Consider the following 21,422-nt stretch of genomic DNA (forward strand, 5'->3'; position numbering starts at 1 on the left):
CCGCGCCCGGTGACCGCAGACGGTAGCCGCAGTGCGAACAGGTGGCGACCCCCGCCATCCCCCGGCGACCTGGGCCGGGCGGAAGGGCAGGCACGGCCTTACGCGTAGCAAGCCCGCAGTGTGCAGCCGAACAGTCCGCCCCCGAACACCGCACAACAGCTACCCACCCCACTTCGGACCCTACGCAGGGAGGGCGCAAAGTCAACCCCTGAAGGGTTCCGGCCTCCGCCGAGGTCTATGCACACTGGATGTGAGTGACTCTGTGCTGGTGCTGGCCCGGCAGCCAGTCACCCGTCCCGAAGCTGGGTCAGCGCGCAGAGACGAGTGAGCGCGTCGTCCATAGGGGCCGTTAGCAAGGAACCGGCCGAGCCGCACCCGCCGGCGGCGATTACATCCGCTCAAGAACGAGCGGGTTTCCCTGCTCACCCCTGCCCCGCATGACCGTCGCGGGTATCGCACCCATTGTGACCACCACGCCCCGCATGATCGTCAGACCAGGTCTGCCCGAACTGATCCCGCTTGTCACCAGGTACGTAGCGCCGGAGGCTGGATAGGTACACCCGGCGGCCAGGGAGCCGACCACGGTCGGCAGATCCCCGGCGTGCCCAGAAGATCAGGACCGGCCGTCGAGGCCGTTAGCACGCGAGCCGGTTCGGTGAGTCGGCGACGAAGCGGGTTGCGAACCCGACGTCCCGGCGTTCCGCAGCGGGGAATCCTGCTGCAGGAAGCGGCCCAGGTCCGACGCCTCAGGGGTGGCGCCGGTGTGCATGGTGAAGGCCGTCGATCTCTGCATTGTGGCCTCGCGCACCAACGGTTCCCGAGCTATATCGACCTTCCGAAATTCTCGATATGCCTCGGCCGCCTGTGCGAGGGCCCACTCGGTGTCACGCGGGTCCGGAGGACCTGTGACGTTCTCCCGGGTAACGAAGCCGGCTTGCAGCAGTAAAGGACGGCTGTGCTTGTCGAGCAGAGCCTGGTGTGTCAGGTGAGTCCTTCCGACCGCCGGCACGGGAAGGCCTTCTAGATGCTTCGGCGTCAGCCTTTGGGTGGTCGTAAACCCCGTGAGCCGCCCGCCCTCGGTCTCTATGGTGAATCTTTTCCACTCGCCCTCTTCGGGCGCGGGGCCTCTGTTTTCTATCAGCACATGCTGATCGCGCTGCGAGAGTATCTCCGGCCCGAGCACCATCTGGTGCCCGAGGTGGACACCCCGCCCATAGCCGAACGCCCAGGCCTCAGCCGCGGAATTCTCCTGGGAATCCTTCTGCAGGAAGCGGCCCAGCTCCGACGCCCCGGGGCTGGCGCCGGTATCCATGGTGAAGGCCGTCGACCTCTGCAGTGGGGCCGGGTCTCCATACTTTCCCCCAGCTATGTCGACGTTCCGAAACTCTCGGTACGCTTCTGCCGCCTGTGCGAGAATCCGCTCGCTGTCACGTTGGCGCGGAGCACTTGTGACGTTCTCCCGGCTGATGAAGCCGGCTTGCAGCAACAAAGGACGGCCGTGCTCGTCGTGCAGAGCCTGGTGTGTCAGGCGAGTCTTTCCGTCTTCCGGCACGGGAAGGCCCTCGAGGTGCTTCGGTGTCAGCCTCTGGACGGTCGTGTACCCGGTGACCCGGCCGCCCTCGGTCTCCATGGTGAATCTGTTCCATTGACCCTCTTTGGGTGCGGGACCTCGGGACCTTTCCAGCATGATCTGTTCGCGGTCCGAGAGTATTTCTGGCCCGAGCACCATCTGGTGCCCGAGATGGACACCCCGCCCATAGCCAAACGGCCAGATCTCAACCCCGGCTCGGCTTTCCGCGTTCGTACGGTCCACTCCGGCTCCTATCGCAGGACCACATCACTCAGGCGCCGAAACGCTATCCGCCGACGAGGTCACCGCTCCGGCGCGATCGGAGCGGGTCGTTGTAGGGCGGTTGGGGTTGGTCAGGATTCCTCGATGTCGGCGAAGACGACTCGGACTCCCCCGGTGGCCGACTCGAGGGCGTGGGGGAACAGCACTCCCATTTCCGGGGTGGTGACCGCCGCGTTGGCTGCGTCGTAGTCGGGGAAGTACAGGTCGATCAAGCGGTACGCCGGGGTGGGCGTGCCGTCTTCCTTGGGCCAGACCTTGGACGTCTCGAGCTTAAGGGTTCCCGGGATCTTTCGGGCGAAGTCGAGCAGGTCGGCGTACGAGGACTCGAACGCGGCCGGGTCGACGGGGTTGTCGAAGATGAAGGTGATCTTCGTGGTCATGGGTAACTCCTTGGATTGATCGGTGTGGTGATGGGTCAGTGATCTCGGCCGTCGGCCTCGAGGAGGCGGAGCCAGATCTCGCTGATGGTCGGGTACGCGGGAACGGCGTGCCAGAGCCGGTCCAGCGGGACCTCGCCGGCGATGGCGATCGTCGCGGCATGGAGGAGTTCGGCGACATCGGGGCCGACGGCGGTGAACCCGATCACGATGTTGCGGTCCGCGTCGATGACGAGACGCGCCTGGCCGTGGTAGCCGTCGGCATGCAGCGCGGCACCGGAGACCGCGGCGAGGTCGTAGTCGACCACCCGAACGTTCTTTCCGGCTGTCTCGGCCTCCTGTGCGGTGAGGCCGACGGTGGCGACCTCGGGATCGGTGAAGATCACCTGGGCGCGGGCCAGCTCGTCCGCGGTCGCGGCGTGGCGTCCCCACGGCCGCAGGTCAGCTGTCGTGCCGTTGGCTCGTGCGGCGATGGCATCGCCCAGCGCACGGGCCTGGTACTTGCCGTGGTGCGTCAAGGGCGCGCGGTGGTTCACGTCTCCGGCGGCGAAGAGCCAGCCAGTGCCGGGATCGGCGGCGGTGTCGTCCCCGATCGGCTTGCCGTTGCCATCCAGTACGGCGAGCGCGTCGTCGACGGTCAGCCAACTGCCGGGAACCAGACCGAGCCGATCCAGGCCAATGTCCTTCGTGTTGGCCGTCCGACCGGTGGCGACCAGAACTTCGTCCGCCGTCACTGTTTTGCCGTCGGACAGGTCGATCTCGACGATGCCGGAATCGTTGCGTTTGGCACCGATAGCGTCGACGTCCAGATGCAGCGCGACACCCGCCGTACGGAGCGCCGCTGCCACCTGCTCGCCGGCGAACGGCTCGGTGGCCGGTAGCAGGCGCGTCTGAGAGATCAGCGACACCTGAGATCCGAGGGCATTGAAGGCGGTTGCCAGCTCGGCGCCGACGACTCCGCCACCGATGATCGCCAACCGGTTCGGAATGCTCTGCGCGGCTGCGGCTTCCCGGTTCGTCCACGGCCTCACGTCGGCCAGCCCCTCGATCGGCGGCAGGTGTGCGCTGCTGCCGGTCGCGATGACCACGGCGTGGCGTGCCCGCAGTGTCGTCGTCGTACCGTCGCCGGTGTGGTCGGTGACAGTCACCGTACGGGCGCCTGTGATCCGGCCGTGTCCGCGTACCAAGGTGATGCCGGCGCTGGTCAGCCATTCGACCTGACCGGAGTCGTTCCAGTCCGCGGCGAACCGATCCCGGCGGGCGAGGACGGCAGCCGGGTCCAGCACACCGCTGACAGCCTGACCAGCAGCGGGTAGCGCACGGGCGGCGCGAAGGGCAGCGGCGTCCCGGAGGAGTGCTTTGGTCGGCATGCAGGCCCAGTAGGAGCACTCCCCGCCGACCAGTTCGCGTTCGACGACGGCCGCGGTCAGACCGCCCTGGACGACGCGGTCGGCGACGTTCTCGCCGACCGGGCCGGCGCCGAGGATGATCACGTCGACGACGGAATCCACGTCCGCCTCGGAGCTCGAGTTCAGCCCGGTCATGATCACTTCGCCGCCTTCCGGATCACGACGTGCAACCGGATCGCCGAGATCAGGAAGAAGATGCCACCGAGGATCGCGTACCCGCCGACGCCGCTCAGCGCGGGGTTCGAACCACCGGCCATCGCGAAGAACGCCGTACCGGCCAGGACGGAGATCCCGCCGCTGAGGACCATCGCCAACTGGCCGCCGAGGCGCCAGCGGAGAATCGCCACGATCAGCTGCACGATGCCCGCGGTGATCGCCCAGACACCCCACACCCGCAGGACATTCGGGATGCCGGAGGCAACGGCCACGGCCAGGCCGATCGTGGTCAGCAGGCTCAGTGCGATGTTGACGTAGAGCGGCGCCTTCGGCCGGCTGGAACCGGACGAGCGGTAGTCGCTGATCGCTGCCGCGACGTCGAACAGCGGGTAGATGACGATCAAGGCGACGGCGCCTGGATTGATCGACTTCGCGATCGCCATCACCAGGATCGCCCAGACGATGGCGAACCCGAAGCGTACGAAATACAGGTTTCGCAGGGCCGTCGTATTCGCGGTGGTCTCGGCGACAGCAGTTGCTTGCGTTGAAGCGGACATCAGATCCTTCTTCGATTTGGTAGATAGAACGATCGGTACACCTGAGCTTGCAGCAGGGTGCCGGCAGATGTCAAGACCGATCGTTCTATCTACCTGCTACGATCGAGGAGACACTTCACGAGGTCAGGAACGAGGAACACATGTCGGAGGCCCGCGCTCGACTGCTCAACACCGCCACTCGGCTCTTCTACGCCGACGGCCTGCACGCCGTGGGTGTCGACCGCGTCATCGCCGAGGCACAGGTGACCCGCGCGACGCTCTACCGGCACTTCCCCAGCAAGGACGACCTCCTCGTCGCCTACCTCACCCAGGCCGACGACGCGATCCGGACCCGGACCGACGCCACGCGATCCTCGGGCGCCGACCCCGACGACATCATCCGAACCGTCGCCCAGGCCATCGCCGACGACATCCGAGGCCCGGGCTTCCGGGGATGCGCGTTCCTCAACGCCGCGGCCGAGTACCCCGACCCCGAGCATCCGGTCCACCAAGCGGTCCTCAAGCATCGGGAGTGGTTCCTGACGACCATGATCGAGCTCTTCTCCACCACCGCGAAGACCGACGCCGAACCCGCGGCGCGGCACTTCGTCATGCTGAGAGACGGCGCCATGACCGCCGGCTGCCTGACCGACCCAGAACGAATCTGCACAACCTTCCTCCGCGGAGTCGAAGGACTGCTGACGTACCGCAGCGGCCTGGAATCCGACCCCAGCTAGGTGGCTCGGTTTCCTAGAGACACGACTGGGTGATCGCCTGCGCCGCCCCGCGGTCGGCCGCGGTGATCGGTAGTTGGTATTTGCGGGCGACCTGGAGGTATCGCAGAACGTATGTGCATCGGTAGCCGCGGTTGATCGGTAACCACTCGCCGGGTCCATCGTCATTCTTGGAGGCGTTGGCCGGGCCGTCGACAGCCAACAGATTCGACGCCTGGTCGTTGGCGAAGTCGACGCGCCGCTGGAGGGGCCAGCGCGCCGCGCCCATGTCCCACGCTCGGGCCAGCGGGTACACGTGGTCGATCTGCACCTTGGTCGCGGCCGCCTTGCGGAACTCGATCCTGCGACCTGTGTAAGGGTCGACGACCAACACGCCCGCAATCACGACGCACTTGGACCGACCGCGATACTGCACCGCGGTCAGCTGAGCCGCCAGTACGTCGTTGCGGGTATCGCACCCATTGTGACCGCCCTGCCCCGCATGATTGTCGGACCAGGTCTGCCCGAACTGATCCCGCTTGTAACCAGGTACGTCGGGCCGCTCAGCGATGACCCGGATCTGGCGGAGTTCGGCCGAGATCACCTTGGCCGTTCCGGCCGCTGGCTGAGTGGTCGCGGGAACGCTCGGGCGTGTGGTCGCAGGCAGTGGGCTCGACCCGACCGGATCGGCGCCGGCCCCTGGATCGGTGCACCCGGCGGCCAGGGAGCCGACCACGGTCAGGGCTATGAGGAGAGCGCGCATCACGCGACCCTAAGGCCACCACCTAGGTCTCGCCCGCTCCGCCTGAGGCGTGTTCGCCGATGCTGGGTCTGGTCGAGCACTATCGCTCCTGGGCCACTCCCCCTCGGAGGATGACGACGGGCACCGGGGACGTCGCAAGACTGGCCTCCGCAGGACGCGGCTGCCCGCGCCGGGCTGTCGCCGTCATCGTCAGGCGTTGTCCCAGGGGGTGGGTCGGTGTGAGCAAGCCGTTCCGAGGCAAGATCGACATTGACATCAAGGATTCGGTCCCGGACTGGGGACCGTACACTCAGCCGATCGCGCCGGACGGCGCCCCGAACGTGTTGTACGTCGTACTGGACGATGTGGGCTTCTCGGCGATGGAGCCGTTCGGAGGCGTGATCGAGACACCGAACGTCGGCCGGATTGCTCAGCGCGGACTGACGTACACGAACTTCCACACGACGGCGCTCTGCTCGCCGACCCGGGCCTGCCTGGTGACAGGACGCAACCACACCACCAACGGCATGGGCTGCATCACCGAGGCGACGTCGGGGTTCCCGAACGCGAACGGTCACATCCCGTTCGAGTGTGCGAACGTCGCCGAGGTGCTGGGCGAGCACGGCTGGAACACGTTCATGGTCGGCAAGTGGCACCTGTGCGCCGAGGACGAGATGAACCTCGCCTCGTCGAAACGGCAGTGGCCGCTCGGCCGGGGGTTCGAGCGGTACTACGGCTTCCTCGGCGGCGAGACGAACCAGTGGTACCCCGACCTGGTCTACGACAACCACCCGGTGCCGCAGCCGGCACTGCCGCAGGACGGGTACCACTTGACCGTCGACCTGACCGACAAGGCGATCGAGTTCATTCAGGACTCGAAGGCGATCGCTCCGGACAAGCCGTTCTTCCTCTACTACTGCCCCGGCGCGGCCCACGCGCCGCATCACGCGCCCAAGGAGTGGGCCGACAAGTACAGGGGCCGCTTCGACATCGGATACGAGGCGTACCGCGAGGGCGTGCTCGAACGCCAGAAGGCCTTGGGCATCGCACCACAGGGCGCCGAGCTGTCGCCGATCAACCCGTACGTCGAGACGACGAGCCACGACGGCAAGCCGTGGTCCGAGCTCGACCGGGTCCGGCCGTGGGACTCGCTGTCCGAGGACGAGCGGCGGCTGTTCGCCCGCATGGCGGAGGTGTACGCCGGTTTCCTCAGCCATGCAGACCACGAGCTCGGCAGGCTGCTCGACTACCTGGAGCACACCGGCCAGCTCGACAACACCATCGTCGTCCTCGTCTCCGACAACGGCGCCTCGGGCGAGGGCGGCCCGAACGGCTCGGTCAACGAGAACAAGTTCTTCAACGGTCTTGCCGACACGATCGAGGAGAACCTGAACGCCCTGGACCAGCTCGGCGGGCCGAACACCTACAACCACTATCCGACCGGTTGGGCCTGGGCGTTCAACACCCCGTTCAAGATGTGGAAGCGCTACGCGAACTACGAGGGCGGTACGGCCGACCCGCTGATCGTGTCCTGGCCGCGTGGGTTCGCCGCGAGCGGCCAGATGCGCCGTCAGTACACGCACGCGGTCGACATCGTACCCACGCTGTACGAATGCCTCGGAGTCGAGCTTCCCGACGTCGTCAACGGGTACCCGCAGAAACCGCTGGAAGGCATCAGCTTCAAGTACACCTTCGATGACGCGTCCGCGGCGACCCGGAAGGAAACGCAGTTCTACTCCATGCTCGGAACCCGCGCGATCTGGCACCAAGGCTGGAAGGCCGCCACCGCGGTGCCGGCCGCGCCCGAGTCCTGGGGCGACTTCCATCTGCAACGGTGGGAACTGTTCGACACCGAGGCGGATCCGAGCGAATGCGAGGACCTCGCCGGCAAACACCCGGGCAAACTGCAGCAGCTCGTCGCCCTGTGGTGGGCCGAAGCCGGACGCCTCCAGGCCCTTCCGCTGGAGTCACGCGACGCCGTGGAGATCCTCACCACCGAGCGCCCCCAGCTGTCCAAGCCGCGGACCCGTTACGTCTACTACCCCGGTGGCGCGGAGGTCCCCGAGTCGGTCGCACCGAACATCCGCAACCGCTCGTACACCATCGCGGCCGAACTCGAAATCGCGACGCCGGAAGCCGGCGGAGTGATCTTCTCGCAGGGTTCGAAGTTCGGCGGCCACGCGCTCTACCTCAAGGAAGGAAGCCTCCGGTACGTCTACAACTTTGTCGGCGAACTGGTGCAGACGATCGAATCCGACGAGCCGGTCCCGACCGGTCACGTCGTCGTGTCGGCCTCCTTCGACATGGACAGCACCACCATGCCCGCCGAAGGCGTTCTCAGTCTCCACATCCTCGACCGCAAGGTCGGCGAGGACCGGATCCGGACCCAACCCGGGAAGTTCGGTCTCGGCGGCGGAGGACTCGTCGTGGGCCGAGCGGGAGCCGAACCCGTCAGCACGGACTTCCCCGGAGACCGCCCATGGACCTTGGCCGGCGCAACCGTCAAACGCGTCGTCATCGACGTCAGCGGCGCCCCCTTCGCAGACCTCGCCCTCGAGGCACGAGCTGCATTCGCACGCCAGTAGGAGGGGGCGATGACCTCCGTAGCAGAGGGTGCGACGGATCGTCCGTCGCTGCCGGTTCCGGCGCGTGACTGGCGGTCGCGTCGTGCTGACGGTCGCGCGGCCAGAAGGCGCGCTCCCCGTCGCGACTTCGGTCGGTGGGACGCGGACAACCGCGGGCAGGATGCGATGGACATTCTGCTGGCGCAGAACACGATCCGCGCAGAAGCGCTCTTGCCGATGCGCAACGGCCGGATGGCGGCCACCCCGTGGACCTTCTACCGCGGAGCCGCCGCGGTCATGGCGGCGGATCTGGGTTCTCGTCCACACAGTGGGCTGATCGTGCAGCTCTGTGGTGACGCGCACCTGCTCAACTTCGGGCTGTGGGCTACGCCGGAGCGGAATCTGTCGTTCGACTTGCGGGATTTCGATGAGACATTGCCTGGCCCCTTCGAATGGGACGTCGCTCGGCTGGTGGCCAGCATCGTGGTGCTGGCGCGAACCTACGACGTACAGGCCGACCGTGGGGAGAGCGCGGTTGCGGCTTGCCTGCGCACCTACCGGGAGCGGATGGCCGGTTACGCCGGCGCCCGCTGGCTCGACATCTGGTACGACCTGATCGCCGTCGACCAGTTCCTCGGCGTGTTCGACGACCCCGACAAGATCCGCGCCACCGCTCACATCGAGCGCAAGGCACGGAAGCGGACCCACCGGGGGGCGTTCAAGAAGCTCACCGAGCACCGCGACGGGCACCTGCGGATCACCGACGACCCGCCGGTCCGGCAACATCGCGACGACGGCCTGGCGGAGGAGCTGTTTGCTTCATACCGCGATTCCCTGCCCGATGAGCGCCGCCACCTGTTGGACCGGTTCGCGCTCGTGGACACCGTCCGCCAAGTGGTCGGGGTGGGCAGCGTCGGGATGCGGGTACACCTGATCCTGCTGGAAGGCCGCGACCGGAAAGATCCGCTGTTCCTGCAGATCAAGCAGGCGGGCCCCTCCGTGTACGAGTCCTCCTGCGGGCCGAGCCGCTATGAGAACCACGGGCGCCGGGTCATTGAGGGCAAGCGGCTGGTGCAAAGCGCCACGGACATCTTTGTCGGCTGGACCGAAGGCCGCGGCCACGACTATTACGTGCGCCAGTTCCGGGACATGAAGGTCATTGCCAACGGCGAGCTGATCGCCCCGCAGCTCGAAGCGTTCGCCACCGCCTGCGGCAAGGTGCTGGCCCGCTCCCACGCGCGCACCGGCGACCCGGTCGCGATCGCCGCCCACATCGGCAAGGGCCGGGCGTTCGACGAGGGAATGGTCGCGTTCGCGCACGCCTACGCCGACCAGACCGAACGCGACCACCGCCAATTGGTCGACGCCATCGCATCCGGACAACTGCCCGGCGCACCCGGCTGGTAACCGTGGCCGGCGGCCGGATCCTTGTCATGGGCCTCCCATGAGTACGGCCTCAGCCAAGTCGCGGTCGATGACGATCCCGTTGATCAATCCGGACTTCAACGTTGCTCGAACGGCGTCACTCTTGCGTACGTCAAAGGCGATGCCGATCCGCGTGGGTACCGAACGCAGCTCGGCTTCGGAGATACCGATCATCCTTTCGTCGAGCGGCGTCTGCACCTTGCGACCTTCATCGTCCAGGAGGAATCCGACGACCTCCGCACACACCCGCAGGTCTCGAGCAGTTTCCCGGTCGTACGCCGACGCTGCCTCATAGACCGTCGACAGTCCGTCGCCCCAGGCACCGATGCCGATCACGCAGACTGTCAACTCATGGAACAGCCGATGACATCGCACGAAGTCGGCTTGTTTCCGGTAGATCTCCGGACCTGAGTCATCTGGGCACACCATCGGCGCGTAGTAGAGGTAGGCCGGCCCGCCACCAGCCCGCGTGAACCGGCGCACTGCTTCCATCACATCCCACGCGTCGATCCGCGACACCGCACCGGTGATCTGCACGACAGCGCACCTGCTGAACCCGCCCGGAAGGTCTGGTAATCCCATCAGCGTGCGGGTCGACGAAATGCCCAGGACGTCCCGATCGGTCACGATCTCTTGTAAAAGGGAGGTTGCGGCTTGCCCGACACTGCTTCGTAAGAGCTGCGGAGAGTCGTCCGGCGCCTGAGTCACGGCGCAGTACCGCAAGCCGAAGCGATCCTGCAACTGGCCGGACAGATCCATCTCCAGGTCATCGGGCAGGCCGATCTCGATCCGTACCAAGCCAGTCTCCCGAGCCCGTTCCAGCAGCCGGCCGACCTGGAACCGGGACAGGCCGAGTTCCTCCGCGATCTGCACGCGAGAACGCTGCTCGAGGTAGTAGCGTCTCGCCACCCCAGCCATCAGCAGCATCTGGCTCTGCTTGCCGCGCACCCGCCGGCCGTCGATCTTGGGGATCTCAGAGCCATCGTTCATATCGCTCATGTGAGCATTCTAGCCCTCATTTCTGAGCGGGTCATTGCCAGGCTGACGAGGCTGATGCATTAATTCAGTGCCGTCTGCTTCAACCCTACTGATCAGATGAGCGATAACCGAAAGGCCCTTCATGGAACGACAGCCCTCACCCGCCGGCGCGCGCTGGCGGCGGCGATCTCGACCGGCGGCGGCCCCGTGACCGACCTTCTGGCCGGCTCGACCGGCACTACCGCAGCGACGGGAACCGCGAAGGCTGCTTCCCACTGGAAACGTGCCTTACGGCGCAACGGCAAGGATTACCTTCTCTTCGCGGCATTGGTCGGCCCGAACCTCGCGCTGATCCTCGTCTTCTCCTACTGGCCAGTGATCTACAATTTCTACCTGAGCTTCACCTCGTGGGACATGATCTCGTCGACTCCCACGTGGGTCGGCACCGCGGAGTACCGCGAGCTGTTCACCAGCTCCGACTTCGGCCATGTGCTGCTCAACACGGTGAAGTTCGTGGCACTGGTCGTCATCGGTGCCGTCGTCGGAGGCCTGGCGACGGCCTTGGTCCTCAACCAGCGACTCATCGGCCGTGGTCTGGTTCGAACGGTCAGCTTCGCACCGCACATCGTCTCCGGGGCCGCGATCGCCACGCTCTGGCTGTTCATCCTCGATCCGAGTTTCGGCCTGCTGCGTGCAGTTCTGGAGCCGCTGGGGATCACTTCACCCCAGTGGACGACGAGCTCTCACTACTCACTGTTCGCCCTGGTGATGGTGTACCTGTGGAAGGGAATCGGGTTCTGCGCGATCATCTACGTCGCCGGCCTGCAGAACCTCCCCAGTGAACTGTTCGAGGCCGCGAAGCTGGACGGCGCGGGTGGCTGGTCGCGCTTCCGCTACATCACGCTCCCGCTGCTGTCCCCCGTCAGCTACTTCCTGATCGTGACCTCGATCATCGGCACCTTCCAGGCCTATGACGTCACCGCCATCATGACCGGAGGCGGTCCGGGGATCTCTTCGACGACATTGAGCTGGTTCATCTATCAGAAGGCATTCCAGGCCTCCGACGCCGGACTGGCAGCTGCCGCGGCGATGGTCATGCTGATCATGCTGCTCGCGATCACCTTCCTGATGACCCGCTTCGCCGAACGGAAGGTGACCTATCAGTGAGCGCCAACGTCTCACCACGGCGACAAACTGCCGGCAGGACAGCGCCCCGACAGATCGTCCTCTACGCACTCCTGGTGCTGATCGCTGCTGTCTTCGTCATGCCGCTGTACTGGCTGTTCAGCTCAGCGGTAAAACCCAGCGGCGAGATCTACCGCTTCCCACTCCAATGGATCCCGCGGGACCTGCACTGGTCGAACTTCGCCAACGCCTGGCACGACGCGCCGTTCGGGTCCTTCTTCGTCAACTCGATCATCGTCACCGTCATCGGAACCACCATCAAGATGGTGCTGGCAACCGGGTCCGCCTACGCATTCACGTTCCTGCCGTTTCCCTTCAAGCGGGGCATCTTCTTCCTGCTGCTCGGCACTCTGATGACCCCGGGCACGATCACGCTCCTGCCCAACTACCTCACCGCCTCCCACCTCGGCTGGGTCGACAGCTACGCAGGGCTGATCGTCCCCGGGGCTGGATCAGCATTCGGAATGTTCCTGCTACGCCAGCAGATGATGACCCTCCCGTACGAGGTGTTCGAGGCCGCCAGGGTCGACGGGGCCGGCCACCTACGGATCCTTGCCCAGCTGGTCGTGCCCATGTCTCGACCGATGATGATCACGGTCACGCTGATCTCCGTGATCGAAGTGTGGAACGACTTCATCTGGCCTTTGATCATCACGACCTCAACCCAGATGCGCACCTTGCCGATCGGCCTGCTCTACCTGAAATCCCAGGAGGGCTACAACGACTGGGGCGCCATCATGGCCGGCACCGTCATGGTCGCCGCACCCATGATCGTCATCTTCCTCCTGACGCAGCGCTACATCGTCGCCGGATTCTCCGGCGGAGCGATCAAGGGCTGACCAACTCAATGCCGTCGCCGCTGAAAGGACACCAACACATGTCAGGAAACAGCTTCCCGCACAGCGGGTTGCGCAGACGCTCACTGCTCAAACTGGCCGGCGCCAGCGCTCTCGCAGTACCGGCTCTTGCAGCCTGCTCAGGTGGTGGCGGCGGAGGAGCAGGAGGGCAGGGGTTCGCTGCAGTAGACGTCAAGGTGCCGGAGAAGTACAGGAAACGCGGTCAGAAGGTCGTTCTCTGGAGCTCGTGGAACGGAAAGCCCGGCAACATCCTGAACGACCTGATCACCAAGTTCAACGACTCACAGGACGACATCTACGCCCAAGCACAGTTTCAAGGGAACTACTTCGACGCCACCTCCAAGGTCACCGCGGCCTTGCGAGCCAAATCGGTCCCCGACATCATGGCGTTCGGTCAGACTGCCTGGCAGATCTTCTTCCTCAACGAAACGCTCGAAGAGCTCGACAGCTACGCCGACGACGCCTTCAAAGCGTCCTTCTACCCGAACCTGTTCGACGCCGGCGTGATCAAGAACAAGCTGTACTGGGTCTCGTTCGCCCGCAGCACGCCGATCATGTACTACAACAAGGACCTGTTCGCCAAGGCCGGACTGCCCGACCGCGGACCGAAGACCTGGACCGAGCTGCGGGAGTGGGGACCTGCGCTGATCAATCAGAAGGCCGCCGGCAAGCCCGTGAAGGTGACCGAACTGTCCGGTGGTGACAGCTGGGAATTCGAAGCCAGCGTGTGGCAGTTCGGCGGACGCATCTCCAAGGGCCTCGACGTCACCGTCAACAAGGACGGGGCCGTCGAGTGTGCCGACTGGATGCGACGACTCATCTTCCAGGACAAGATGGCCATCCTTGCCCGTGACTACGGGACCAACTTCAACAACGGCCTGGTCGGCACCTACATGAACTCGACCGGGGCACTGTCCGGCACCTACGAGGCAGCCAAGTTCGACGTTGGCGTCAGCCCCCTGCCCACGCAGGTCACCCATGGAGTACCCACGGGTGGCGGTGGGCTTTCGATCTTCAAAGGCATACCCAAGGAGCGCAAGCAAGCAGCCTGGGAAGTGATCAAGTTCCTCTCGTCACCAGAATCGGCCGCAACCTGGTCACTGGGAACCGGGTACCTACCGGTCGTGAAGGAAGCAGTGAACCGGCCCGAGTACAAGACCGCGCTGGAGAAGGATCCCAACCGGGGCGTGGCCATCGCCCAGTTGGCGCAGACCGGTCAACTCGACGAGGTCGACGCCTACGTGCAGAACGCATCCCCCATCATTTACGGAGGATTGCAGAAGATCTACGGCGACAACCAACCAGCCCAACAGGTACTCGACAGCGTGGCCGAGCAGCTGAGGGCCGGCGAGCAGAAGATCAAAGCGAAGTACGACAAGCTCGTCGGAAGCGAGGGCTGACACCGGTGGCACCGTTTCGTATCACCGGCCACCGGGGCGCCATGGGCTACATGCCCGAGAACACCATCCCCTCCTACGTTCGCGCCGTCCAAGACGGCGTCGACGAAGTCGAACTCGACCTGCGCCTCACGAAGGACGGTCACATCGTCCTCATCCACGACCCGACAGTCGACCGCACAACCAACGGCCACGGCGCGGTCGAAGACTTCACCCTCGCCGAGCTGCGCCGCCTGGACGCCGGCAATGGTGAGCACATCCCCACGTTCGAAGAAGCAGTCGAAGCCGTCGACATCACCATCCTGGCCGAGATCAAAGCCGACGCGGCAGTCGAACCACTCCGCCGGCTGTTGGCCGACCGCCCGGAGCTGCGACAGCGGGTCCAGCCGATCAGTTTCCGCGCCGAACGGCTCGTACCACTCGTCGACGCCTTCAGCGACCTTCGCTGTGCGCTGTTGTCCGAAACCGGGTCCGAACAACTGCTGGAGCAGGCGCTCTCGATCGGCATGCGCTGGGTCGGGGTCGGATGGCAGGGCAGCAGTCCAGAACTCATCAAGCAGGCCCAGAACAAAGGGCTGGAGTACTGCCTGTGGCCGGCCCCGACCCGAACCGAAGTCGACCGAGCCATCGCCTGGGGCGCCAACGGTGTCACCACCGACTACCCGGAGCGAGTCATCCGGCCCGGCAGCGGACCCCTTCCTGTCCCCTGAACAACTCGGAGCACTGCCCTGGCAATGGCTTCGGAACCGAAACTCACGGCGTACTCGCGAGGAGAACCAACCTTGAACCACGCAGCCCTCGAAGCGGTTCTGTTCGACATGGACGGAACCTTGTTCGACAGCGAACGCATCTGGGACGTCAGCCTTCAGGACCTGGCGAGCAAGTTGGGTGGCACGCTGTCCCCAGAAGCACGGCTCCGGATCGTCGGCAGCAACCTGCTCAACACCGTCCGCATCGTCCAAGACGACATTGGTGTGCACGACGATGACCAACGCCTGGCGAAATGGCTGCTCGACCGAACACAGGAACTCTTCTCAGTCGGTGTTCCCTGGCGTCCGACGGCCCCGGAACTTGTTGCCGGCGTACGTTCCAACGGGATCCCCGCCGCATTGGTGACCGGGAGCTACCGGGTGCTGGTCGATGTCGTACTCGACCAGCTTCCAGCGGATACATTCGACGTAGTGCTGTGCGGTGACGAGGTCACACACCCCAAGCCCCATCCGGAGCCGTACCTGATCGCGGCTTCCAGACTCGGGGTGAACGTGCACAACACGGTCGCGATCGAAGATTCACAGAACGGGATCGAGTCAGCTGTCGCCGCTGGATGCGTGGTTGTTGCCGTCCCGGAGGACCCGCAGACCCTTCCCGAAGGACACGGCGCCACCGTCACCCCCTTGTCCTCGCTCACCGTCGATTGGCTGAGCACGCTGATGGACAGCCAACCCCGCGGACGGCCATAGCCTGCGCGTCGCCCCCGATAACTCAGCTGCCCCCGGGCGTCGTACGGCGGTATTGGGTCAGGGTTTGGTCGGCTGGTTGAGCTGGTACGCGTGGAGTTGGTTGGTTACGCGGAAACCCTGTCGTAGATAGAGGTGGTGGGCGCCGGTTGGGCTTTCGGCGTCGACGGTCAGGGTGATTGCGGTGGGGTGGGTGGCGCGGCAGCGGGTGAGGGTTGTGGCGAGCAGGGCTGATGAGATGCCGCGGGCGCGCCACCGAGGGACGGTGCCGATGGGGCCTAGTTCGATGCCACCGTGGTGGTCGGTGAAGGCGAGGACGAAGCCGGCTACGCGCCGTCTGGGGACAGGGCTAGGGACGAGAGGTCTGTGGCGAAGGTCTTGTCGGTGGTCAGGCGGTGCAGGGCCTCGGCGGCGTGGGGCTCGACGAGTCGCTGGTCGCGGTACGACGCCTCGTAGGCAGCGTGGAAGTCAGTCGGGGGTACGTCGTTCCAGTGCGCCGGGCGCAGAGGTGCCGGCAGCTCGACTGACGGCCAGGTGGTGTTGTTGTGGGTCATGGTCCACAGCGGGTACGCCTCGACGAATCCTTGGGCAAGGAGTTCGCCGCCTCGCTCGGAGTCCACGGTGACCTACAAGACCGGCGCAGTCGCCAGATGGATCAGCCGGGCGATGGCCTCGGCGTCCGTTGCGGCGCGGGACCACCAGGCGCCGTACGCGCGGTGCTGGCCGCTGGGTGGTGGGAGTACGGCGACGACGGCACCGGCGGTCTCGGCGATTTCGACGTGCCAGGTCTGCAGGAAGGCAGACGCCACAGCTGATGTGCTGGATGCCAGATCGGCCAGGAAGGGCGCGTCGGCGGGAACGGCTGGTCGCCAATCCATCAGCGGTTTGGGTCGAGGCGGTCGGTTAGTTGGTGGAGAGTTGATTGGAGGCGTTGGACTTCGGTGTCGGTCATGCCCAGGGACTCGCCTACGTGGCAATAGGCCTCGTGGAGGACGGGGCGGAGGGCTTCGCCTTCGGGGGTTAGAGAGACGGTGACGGAGCGGGCGTCGGTGGCGGAGCGGTCGAGGGTGATGAGGCCGCGGTCGGCCAGGCGGCGCAGGAGCGGGGTCAGCGTGCCGTGGTCGAGTCGGGTGGCGCGGCCGATGTCGCCGATCGAGCAGGTGCCGAGGCGGGTCAGCGAGGTCAGGACCAGGTACTGCGGGTAGGTCAGGCCATGTGGCTCGAGGACCGGGCGGTAGAGCGCGGTGACGAGCCGGGACAACGAGTACAGGTCGAAGCAGAGCAGGTCGTGCAGGACCCGGTCCTCGGTCATGGCTGCTCCTGTGGTCGGCGTCGCAGGGCGGTGGACTTGACGAAAGGATATCTTGTGCACAAATATCTTGTACACAAGATAACCTCCCAAGGAGAGCCGATATGCCGACTCGTACTGCGCGTACCGCCTGGAACGGGACCCTCGAGCAGGGATCCGGGCAGGTGGAGCTCACCAGCTCGAAGGTGGGGACGTACGACGTTTCGTTCCCGAAGCGTGCCGCCGACGACGCGGACGGAACCACGAGCCCCGAGGAACTGATCGCGGCGGCGCACACCGCGTGCTACGCGATGGCGTTGAGCGCGGAGATCGCCGGGCGGGGCGGCGCACCACAGGCTCATGAGGTGACCGCGGCGGTGACGCTCGGGCCGGATCAGGCCGCGGGCGGCTTCAAGCTGACCGGGATCACGCTGACCGTGCGGGCCGAGGTGGACGGTCTGGACGAGGCGGGCTTCCTGGAGGCGGCGCAGGCCGCGAAGGCGAACTGCCCGATCAGCAAGGCCCTCACCGGGGTCGAGATCACCCTGGACGCCGCACTCGAGAGCTGACAGACGTGCCGCTCGTTGAGCGGTACAACCATCGGGGTCGTGCACTGCCCGGAGACCGTCGAGTCTCCGGGCAGTGCGCGTACCACTCCGGGCCATTGACAACCAGTCCACAACCAGGCTTGCTAGCCCTGGGGGTGGGGGGAATGACGGAACTCGAATCGCTGGCGCATGCCGGTGCCGCCGCGGTCACAGCCGCCGAGCGGATCTACGTGGACTCGTTTCCGGTGCGCCAGCGGGAACGGTTCGCCAGCTTGCTGGAATCGATCCGCGACGGCGAGGTCCTCGGCTGGGTGCAGGTCGAGAACGGCGCGCCGATCGGCATCGCGGTCGTGCTGCCGCTGGAGTCGGTCGCCTGGGACTTCCTGGAGTACTTCGCGATCGACGGCTCGATCCGGAGCAAGGGTCATGGGTCGGCGTTGTGGGCGGCAATGAACCAGCGGCCGGAGATTCGCCGGCTGATCTTCGAAGTGGAGGATCCGGCCGACGCGCACGACACCGAGGAGCGGACGATCCGGGAGCGGCGGATCGCGTTCTACCGACGGGTGGGCGCGGAGCTCGTCGAGGGCGTGGAGTACGTCGTACCGGATGTCCAAGGCACCGGCGACGAACGCCTACTGCTGATGTGGCACGACCCTGATCGCGTGGGACTCGACCGGCAGACGTTGGCCGAGGTGGTGACGGCGTTGTACGTCGAGGGGTACGGCCTCTCGCCTGATCACAAGTTGCTCAGTGCGGCACTGCAGAGCCTCGACGGTCGGGGGTGAGGTCGATGGCACAGACGTTGGCAATCATCGCCCTGCTGGTGTCGGTCGCGTCCGCAGCAATCGCCTGGCGGATCGGGATGCGGACCGTGCGGATCACGACGTACCGCAGTGCGACTGATCTGATGCTCGAGGTCGACCGCGTGTTCATCGCGCACCCGTGCCTGCGACCGTACTTCTACGACGACCAGGTCTGCGCGAAGGGCGACAAGGACTACGACCTCGTCCAGGCGGTCGCCGAACTGGAGCTCGATGTTCTCGAGTGCATCTGGGACGGGCGCGACAACTACTCGTACAAGGATCAGGTGTCGTGGGCGAAGTACATCAAGGACTCGCTCGCGGCAAGCCCGGCGCTGAAGGCGATGCATGCGGACGCCGAGCGGGCCAACTGGTATCCGACGCTCGACGACCTGTTGAGCGGCAAGACGGAGCCGCCTCCGGAGCGTCCCAACTGGTGGGGCCGTCGCCGAAGGCTCGCGGCACGCCTGAGCCCCTGATCTGCTTTTCTGACTTCATGGAGTGGAGAGATCTGCCGAAGGCTCACTGCCCGCGGGGCGGCGAGGTGGAGACGCTGCAGTTCGCGCTGGATCGGGTGCGGCAGCAGTTCGCGTGGAAGACCGGTGGACTGACCGCGGAGCAGCTGCGGCGCCGGCATCCGCCATCGACGATGACGTTGGCCGGGTTGGTCAAGCACATGGCGTTCGTCGAGGACGGGTTCACCGCGCGGGCCGCGGATCGACCGCTCCCGCCACCTTGGGATACCCGCACCTGGAGCGAGAACGGCGAGTGGGGCTGGGCGTCCGCGGTCACCGACGAGCCCGAGGAGCTTTACGAGCTCTGGTACGCCGCTGCCTCGCGCTCCCGCTCCGCCTGGGAACAACTCAGTGCGGACGGCGGCCTGGACGCGCTCGTCGAGGACCCGGATCCGGCGTGGACGAGCAATCGGAGACGTGTCCTCATCGACCTGCTCGAGGAGTACCTGAAACACACCGGCCATGCCGACGTACTGCGTGAGGCGGTCGACGGTGTGAGGGGCAACGATCCTGACTGACACCCAGCGACTCACCGACGTACTGGCTCTTTCGTACGACGTGCACGCGGTCGAACTGACCCAGATCCAGGCCGGTACGGCGACCATCAACTTCCGCGTCGTCGACGAGAGCGGGCGACGATGGTTCGCGAAGATCTATCGCGGCGAGCTCGAGCGGGAGCGCGCGGCGATCGAGCTGACGGCGTACGCCGGGCTCGGGAAGGTGCCGGTTCCCGCGGTACGGCGGACGCTCGCGGGCGACCTCGTCGACGAGCGGATGCCGATGTCCCTGTGGGAGTTCATCGACGGCGAGACGGCCGAAGGTGGGATCACGGGCCGGCGATGGGAAGCGGTCGGCACGATGCTCGGCCGGCTGCACAAACGTTTGTCCGAGCACCCCGCAGCGACGCCGACCCTGCGTCCCGCGCGGGAGGTCCGCGATGTCGACCGGTCAGCACGGAACTTCGACCAACTGATCGCGGACTTCCAGTCACGTGAGTCCTTGAGTCCGTTCGAGGAGTGGGCCTGCGAAGCGGCACAGGAGCGACGGGCGCTGCTGGGCCGCGCCGGCGCGATCCTCGCCGGCCTGCCCGCCCTGACCGTGCAGGTGATTCACGGCGACCTCGCCTCGCCGAACCTGATGCTGCGCGGCGACACAGTTGCCGCGGTCATCGACTTCCAGCCGCCGAATCCGGGCTTCGTCGCGTGGGAGATCGCCCGGATCGGCTGCGACCCGCGGACGGTGGTTCTCGGCGACCAGTGGATCGACGGGCTCGCCGTACTGATCGATGCCTACCGCAACGAGTGCCCGGCCGCTCGCCCCGACGACCTGCTGTCGACGGTCGCCGTCGGCTGCGCCCACACGCTGGGATCGACGTTCCCACTGGCCGAGCCGTCCCCCGTCTCACCCTCGCTCGAGCTCTACGCCCGCGCGCGACACAAGGCAGTGCTCCTCATGCTGGAGCGGCTGACCGACGTGCGGGAATCGCTACGTTGAACAACCGCTCGGCGTTGTGCAGCGACTCCGTCACCGCGGCCTGACCATTGGCGACCATCTCGAGCTGATACGCCGCGAGCCCCTCCCCCGACACCAGCGCCCGCGTCAGCCGCGCTGCGTCCCACAGCGCAGTGTTCGCGCCGGCTCCCGCGGCCGGCGTCATCGGGTGCACAGCGTCGCCGAGCAACGTCACCCGCTCCGACGACCACGTCGGTACGTCGATGCAGGTCCGCAACGTGATCGGGAACGCCGCCTCGACCTCGGCCGCCGCGACCAACGCCCGGACCGTCGGATGCCAACTCTCGACAAGGCCCGCCACGATCCCCCACAGCTCGGACGGACTCATCGAGAACAGTTCGTCATCGGACGCACCGAGCCTGTCGTTCGTCCCGGTGAGTACCGCCATCAGATAGTCGCCGTACTCCGCCGGCGGCTCGCGGAACACCACGGGCGCGAACGCCGTACCGATCCCCGCGCCGTCACTCGCGAAACAGAACCCGCGCAGAAACGCCGACGGCGCCAGCTCGCTCACGGCCGATGTCAGCGGCACCTTCCCGTAGATGCACCGCACGCCGATATCCACGACATCGCTGTCCGGCACCAGTTGACCGCGCACCCGCGACGCCACACCATCCGCCCCGACCAGTACGTCGGCCACTGCGGAACTCCCGTCCGCGAACCCGATCTCAACGCCGTCCCGAGTCTCGACGTACGACGTGAACTGCTTGCCGAACCGCAGTACATCGTCGAGCCCGGTCATCAGCGCGCGCCGGAACGCGTACCGATCCACCGACGTGATCGCGTCCGGCCCGGCGACCGGATAGACCTGCTCGAACTGCGGAGTGAGTTGCGCGTCGAACCCCGCCACCAGGTCCCCCGGCCGCGTCGCGGTCGCGATCACACGGCGGCGTACCGCATCCGGCAGCACTGCCGCGAGCGCCTCCTCCCCCACCGGACTGATGTGGATCCGATAGCCCTGCTTGCGGTACGCCGGATGCGGGTCGCGCTCGTACACCGCGACGTCGACGCCCGACTTCAGCAACCCCTGCGCCAGGGCCAGCCCACCGATCCCGGCCCCCATGATCGCGACCTTCATCATCGACTCCAATCATCCATACGTTGAACTTTA

Annotated in this window: 24 protein-coding genes; 13 read left to right on the forward strand and 11 right to left on the reverse strand. The window is 66.1% G+C overall.

Features of this window, described 5'->3' with window-relative positions; all coding sequences use genetic code 11:
• Positions 1–613: 613 nt before the first annotated feature.
• The 4 genes from AC0662_RS25090 to AC0662_RS25105 all read right to left on the reverse strand — a co-directional run bounded on the left by AC0662_RS25090 (position 614) and on the right by AC0662_RS25105 (position 4,351).
• A complete protein-coding gene (locus AC0662_RS25090; RefSeq protein WP_478303596.1) occupies positions 614–1,813 on the reverse strand; it encodes a hypothetical protein in 1,200 nt (399 codons plus the stop codon).
• Between the two features lie 110 nt (positions 1,814–1,923).
• Positions 1,924–2,232, reverse strand: a complete 309-nt coding sequence (locus tag AC0662_RS25095) for an EthD family reductase (protein WP_478303598.1) — start codon at positions 2,230–2,232, stop codon at positions 1,924–1,926.
• 35 nt (positions 2,233–2,267) lie between these two features.
• On the reverse strand, positions 2,268–3,773 hold the full coding sequence (locus AC0662_RS25100) for a dihydrolipoyl dehydrogenase family protein (RefSeq protein ID WP_478303600.1): 1,506 nt from the start codon (positions 3,771–3,773) through the stop codon (positions 2,268–2,270).
• Positions 3,774–3,775: 2 nt separating this feature from the next.
• Complete coding sequence (locus AC0662_RS25105) at positions 3,776–4,351, reverse strand: hypothetical protein (RefSeq protein WP_478303602.1); 576 nt, start codon at positions 4,349–4,351, stop codon at positions 3,776–3,778.
• A 140-nt stretch (positions 4,352–4,491) separates the two neighbouring features.
• Here AC0662_RS25105 and AC0662_RS25110 point away from each other — a divergent pair, with 140 nt between their 5' ends.
• Positions 4,492–5,067 carry a TetR/AcrR family transcriptional regulator gene (locus AC0662_RS25110; protein ID WP_452198172.1) on the forward strand — a complete coding sequence of 192 codons (576 nt, stop codon included), beginning with the start codon at positions 4,492–4,494 and terminating at the stop codon, positions 5,065–5,067.
• Between the two features lie 13 nt (positions 5,068–5,080).
• Here the strand turns inward: AC0662_RS25110 and AC0662_RS25115 are convergent, their stop codons facing one another.
• A complete protein-coding gene (locus AC0662_RS25115) occupies positions 5,081–5,806 on the reverse strand; it encodes an HNH endonuclease family protein (protein WP_452198174.1) in 726 nt (241 codons plus the stop codon).
• A gap of 218 nt (positions 5,807–6,024) precedes the next feature.
• Between AC0662_RS25115 and AC0662_RS25120 the strand changes: the two genes are divergently transcribed.
• The gene (locus AC0662_RS25120) at positions 6,025–8,370 is read left to right on the forward strand and encodes an arylsulfatase (RefSeq protein ID WP_478303604.1); all 2,346 of its coding nucleotides are present in this window, start codon (positions 6,025–6,027) and stop codon (positions 8,368–8,370) included.
• Positions 8,371–8,535: 165 nt separating this feature from the next.
• Positions 8,536–9,756, forward strand: a complete 1,221-nt coding sequence (locus AC0662_RS25125) for a DUF2252 domain-containing protein (protein WP_478303606.1) — start codon at positions 8,536–8,538, stop codon at positions 9,754–9,756.
• A 24-nt stretch (positions 9,757–9,780) separates the two neighbouring features.
• Here AC0662_RS25125 and AC0662_RS25130 read toward each other — a convergent pair whose 3' ends face one another.
• The gene (locus AC0662_RS25130; RefSeq protein WP_452198180.1) at positions 9,781–10,773 is read right to left on the reverse strand and encodes a sugar-binding transcriptional regulator; all 993 of its coding nucleotides are present in this window, start codon (positions 10,771–10,773) and stop codon (positions 9,781–9,783) included.
• 96 nt (positions 10,774–10,869) lie between these two features.
• Here AC0662_RS25130 and AC0662_RS25135 point away from each other — a divergent pair, with 96 nt between their 5' ends.
• From AC0662_RS25135 to AC0662_RS25155, 5 genes are all read left to right on the forward strand, one after another.
• Entirely contained in the window at positions 10,870–11,919 is a 1,050-nt protein-coding gene (locus AC0662_RS25135; RefSeq protein WP_452198182.1) for a carbohydrate ABC transporter permease, read from the forward strand.
• A gap of 74 nt (positions 11,920–11,993) precedes the next feature.
• The gene (locus AC0662_RS25140; protein WP_452198184.1) at positions 11,994–12,776 is read left to right on the forward strand and encodes a carbohydrate ABC transporter permease; all 783 of its coding nucleotides are present in this window, start codon (positions 11,994–11,996) and stop codon (positions 12,774–12,776) included.
• Positions 12,777–12,784: 8 nt separating this feature from the next.
• Positions 12,785–14,194, forward strand: a complete 1,410-nt coding sequence (locus AC0662_RS25145; protein WP_478303608.1) for an ABC transporter substrate-binding protein — start codon at positions 12,785–12,787, stop codon at positions 14,192–14,194.
• A gap of 5 nt (positions 14,195–14,199) precedes the next feature.
• Complete coding sequence (locus AC0662_RS25150) at positions 14,200–14,901, forward strand: glycerophosphodiester phosphodiesterase (RefSeq protein ID WP_478303610.1); 702 nt, start codon at positions 14,200–14,202, stop codon at positions 14,899–14,901.
• Between the two features lie 72 nt (positions 14,902–14,973).
• Positions 14,974–15,651: an HAD family hydrolase gene (locus AC0662_RS25155; protein ID WP_478303612.1), complete on the forward strand. Its 678-nt coding sequence runs from the start codon at positions 14,974–14,976 to the stop codon at positions 15,649–15,651.
• 57 nt (positions 15,652–15,708) lie between these two features.
• On the opposite strand, the gene AC0662_RS25160 is transcribed toward AC0662_RS25155, so the two are convergent.
• The 4 genes from AC0662_RS25160 to AC0662_RS25175 are packed head-to-tail and all read right to left on the reverse strand — an operon-like array spanning position 15,709 to position 16,960.
• Complete coding sequence (locus tag AC0662_RS25160) at positions 15,709–15,936, reverse strand: GNAT family N-acetyltransferase (protein WP_478304208.1); 228 nt, start codon at positions 15,934–15,936, stop codon at positions 15,709–15,711.
• Positions 15,937–15,974: 38 nt separating this feature from the next.
• Positions 15,975–16,268, reverse strand: coding sequence for a hypothetical protein (locus AC0662_RS25165; RefSeq protein WP_478303614.1), 294 nt, complete (start codon positions 16,266–16,268; stop codon positions 15,975–15,977).
• A gap of 6 nt (positions 16,269–16,274) precedes the next feature.
• Positions 16,275–16,526 carry a hypothetical protein gene (locus AC0662_RS25170; protein WP_478303616.1) on the reverse strand — a complete coding sequence of 84 codons (252 nt, stop codon included), beginning with the start codon at positions 16,524–16,526 and terminating at the stop codon, positions 16,275–16,277.
• Entirely contained in the window at positions 16,526–16,960 is a 435-nt protein-coding gene (locus AC0662_RS25175; protein ID WP_452198193.1) for a MarR family winged helix-turn-helix transcriptional regulator, read from the reverse strand. The genes AC0662_RS25170 and AC0662_RS25175 overlap by 1 nt, the downstream gene beginning before the upstream one ends.
• 101 nt (positions 16,961–17,061) lie before the next feature.
• On the opposite strand from AC0662_RS25175, the gene AC0662_RS25180 reads away from it, so the two are divergent.
• From AC0662_RS25180 to AC0662_RS25200, 5 genes are all read left to right on the forward strand, one after another.
• A complete protein-coding gene (locus AC0662_RS25180) occupies positions 17,062–17,505 on the forward strand; it encodes an OsmC family peroxiredoxin (RefSeq protein WP_478303618.1) in 444 nt (147 codons plus the stop codon).
• Positions 17,506–17,648: 143 nt separating this feature from the next.
• Positions 17,649–18,269, forward strand: a complete 621-nt coding sequence (locus tag AC0662_RS25185) for a GNAT family N-acetyltransferase (protein ID WP_478303620.1) — start codon at positions 17,649–17,651, stop codon at positions 18,267–18,269.
• 5 nt (positions 18,270–18,274) lie between these two features.
• Positions 18,275–18,763 (forward strand): hypothetical protein, encoded by a 489-nt coding sequence (locus AC0662_RS25190; protein WP_452198199.1) that lies wholly within the window; start codon positions 18,275–18,277, stop codon positions 18,761–18,763.
• A gap of 17 nt (positions 18,764–18,780) precedes the next feature.
• Positions 18,781–19,317, forward strand: coding sequence for a mycothiol transferase (locus AC0662_RS25195; RefSeq protein ID WP_452198201.1), 537 nt, complete (start codon positions 18,781–18,783; stop codon positions 19,315–19,317).
• A 40-nt stretch (positions 19,318–19,357) separates the two neighbouring features.
• Complete coding sequence (locus AC0662_RS25200) at positions 19,358–20,293, forward strand: phosphotransferase enzyme family protein (protein WP_478303622.1); 936 nt, start codon at positions 19,358–19,360, stop codon at positions 20,291–20,293.
• Here AC0662_RS25200 and AC0662_RS25205 read toward each other — a convergent pair.
• Positions 20,250–21,392, reverse strand: coding sequence for an FAD-dependent oxidoreductase (locus AC0662_RS25205; RefSeq protein ID WP_478303624.1), 1,143 nt, complete (start codon positions 21,390–21,392; stop codon positions 20,250–20,252). The genes AC0662_RS25200 and AC0662_RS25205 overlap by 44 nt on opposite strands.
• Positions 21,393–21,422: the final 30 nt, after the last annotated feature.

Source organism: Kribbella sp. NPDC043289 (genome assembly GCF_056436705.1).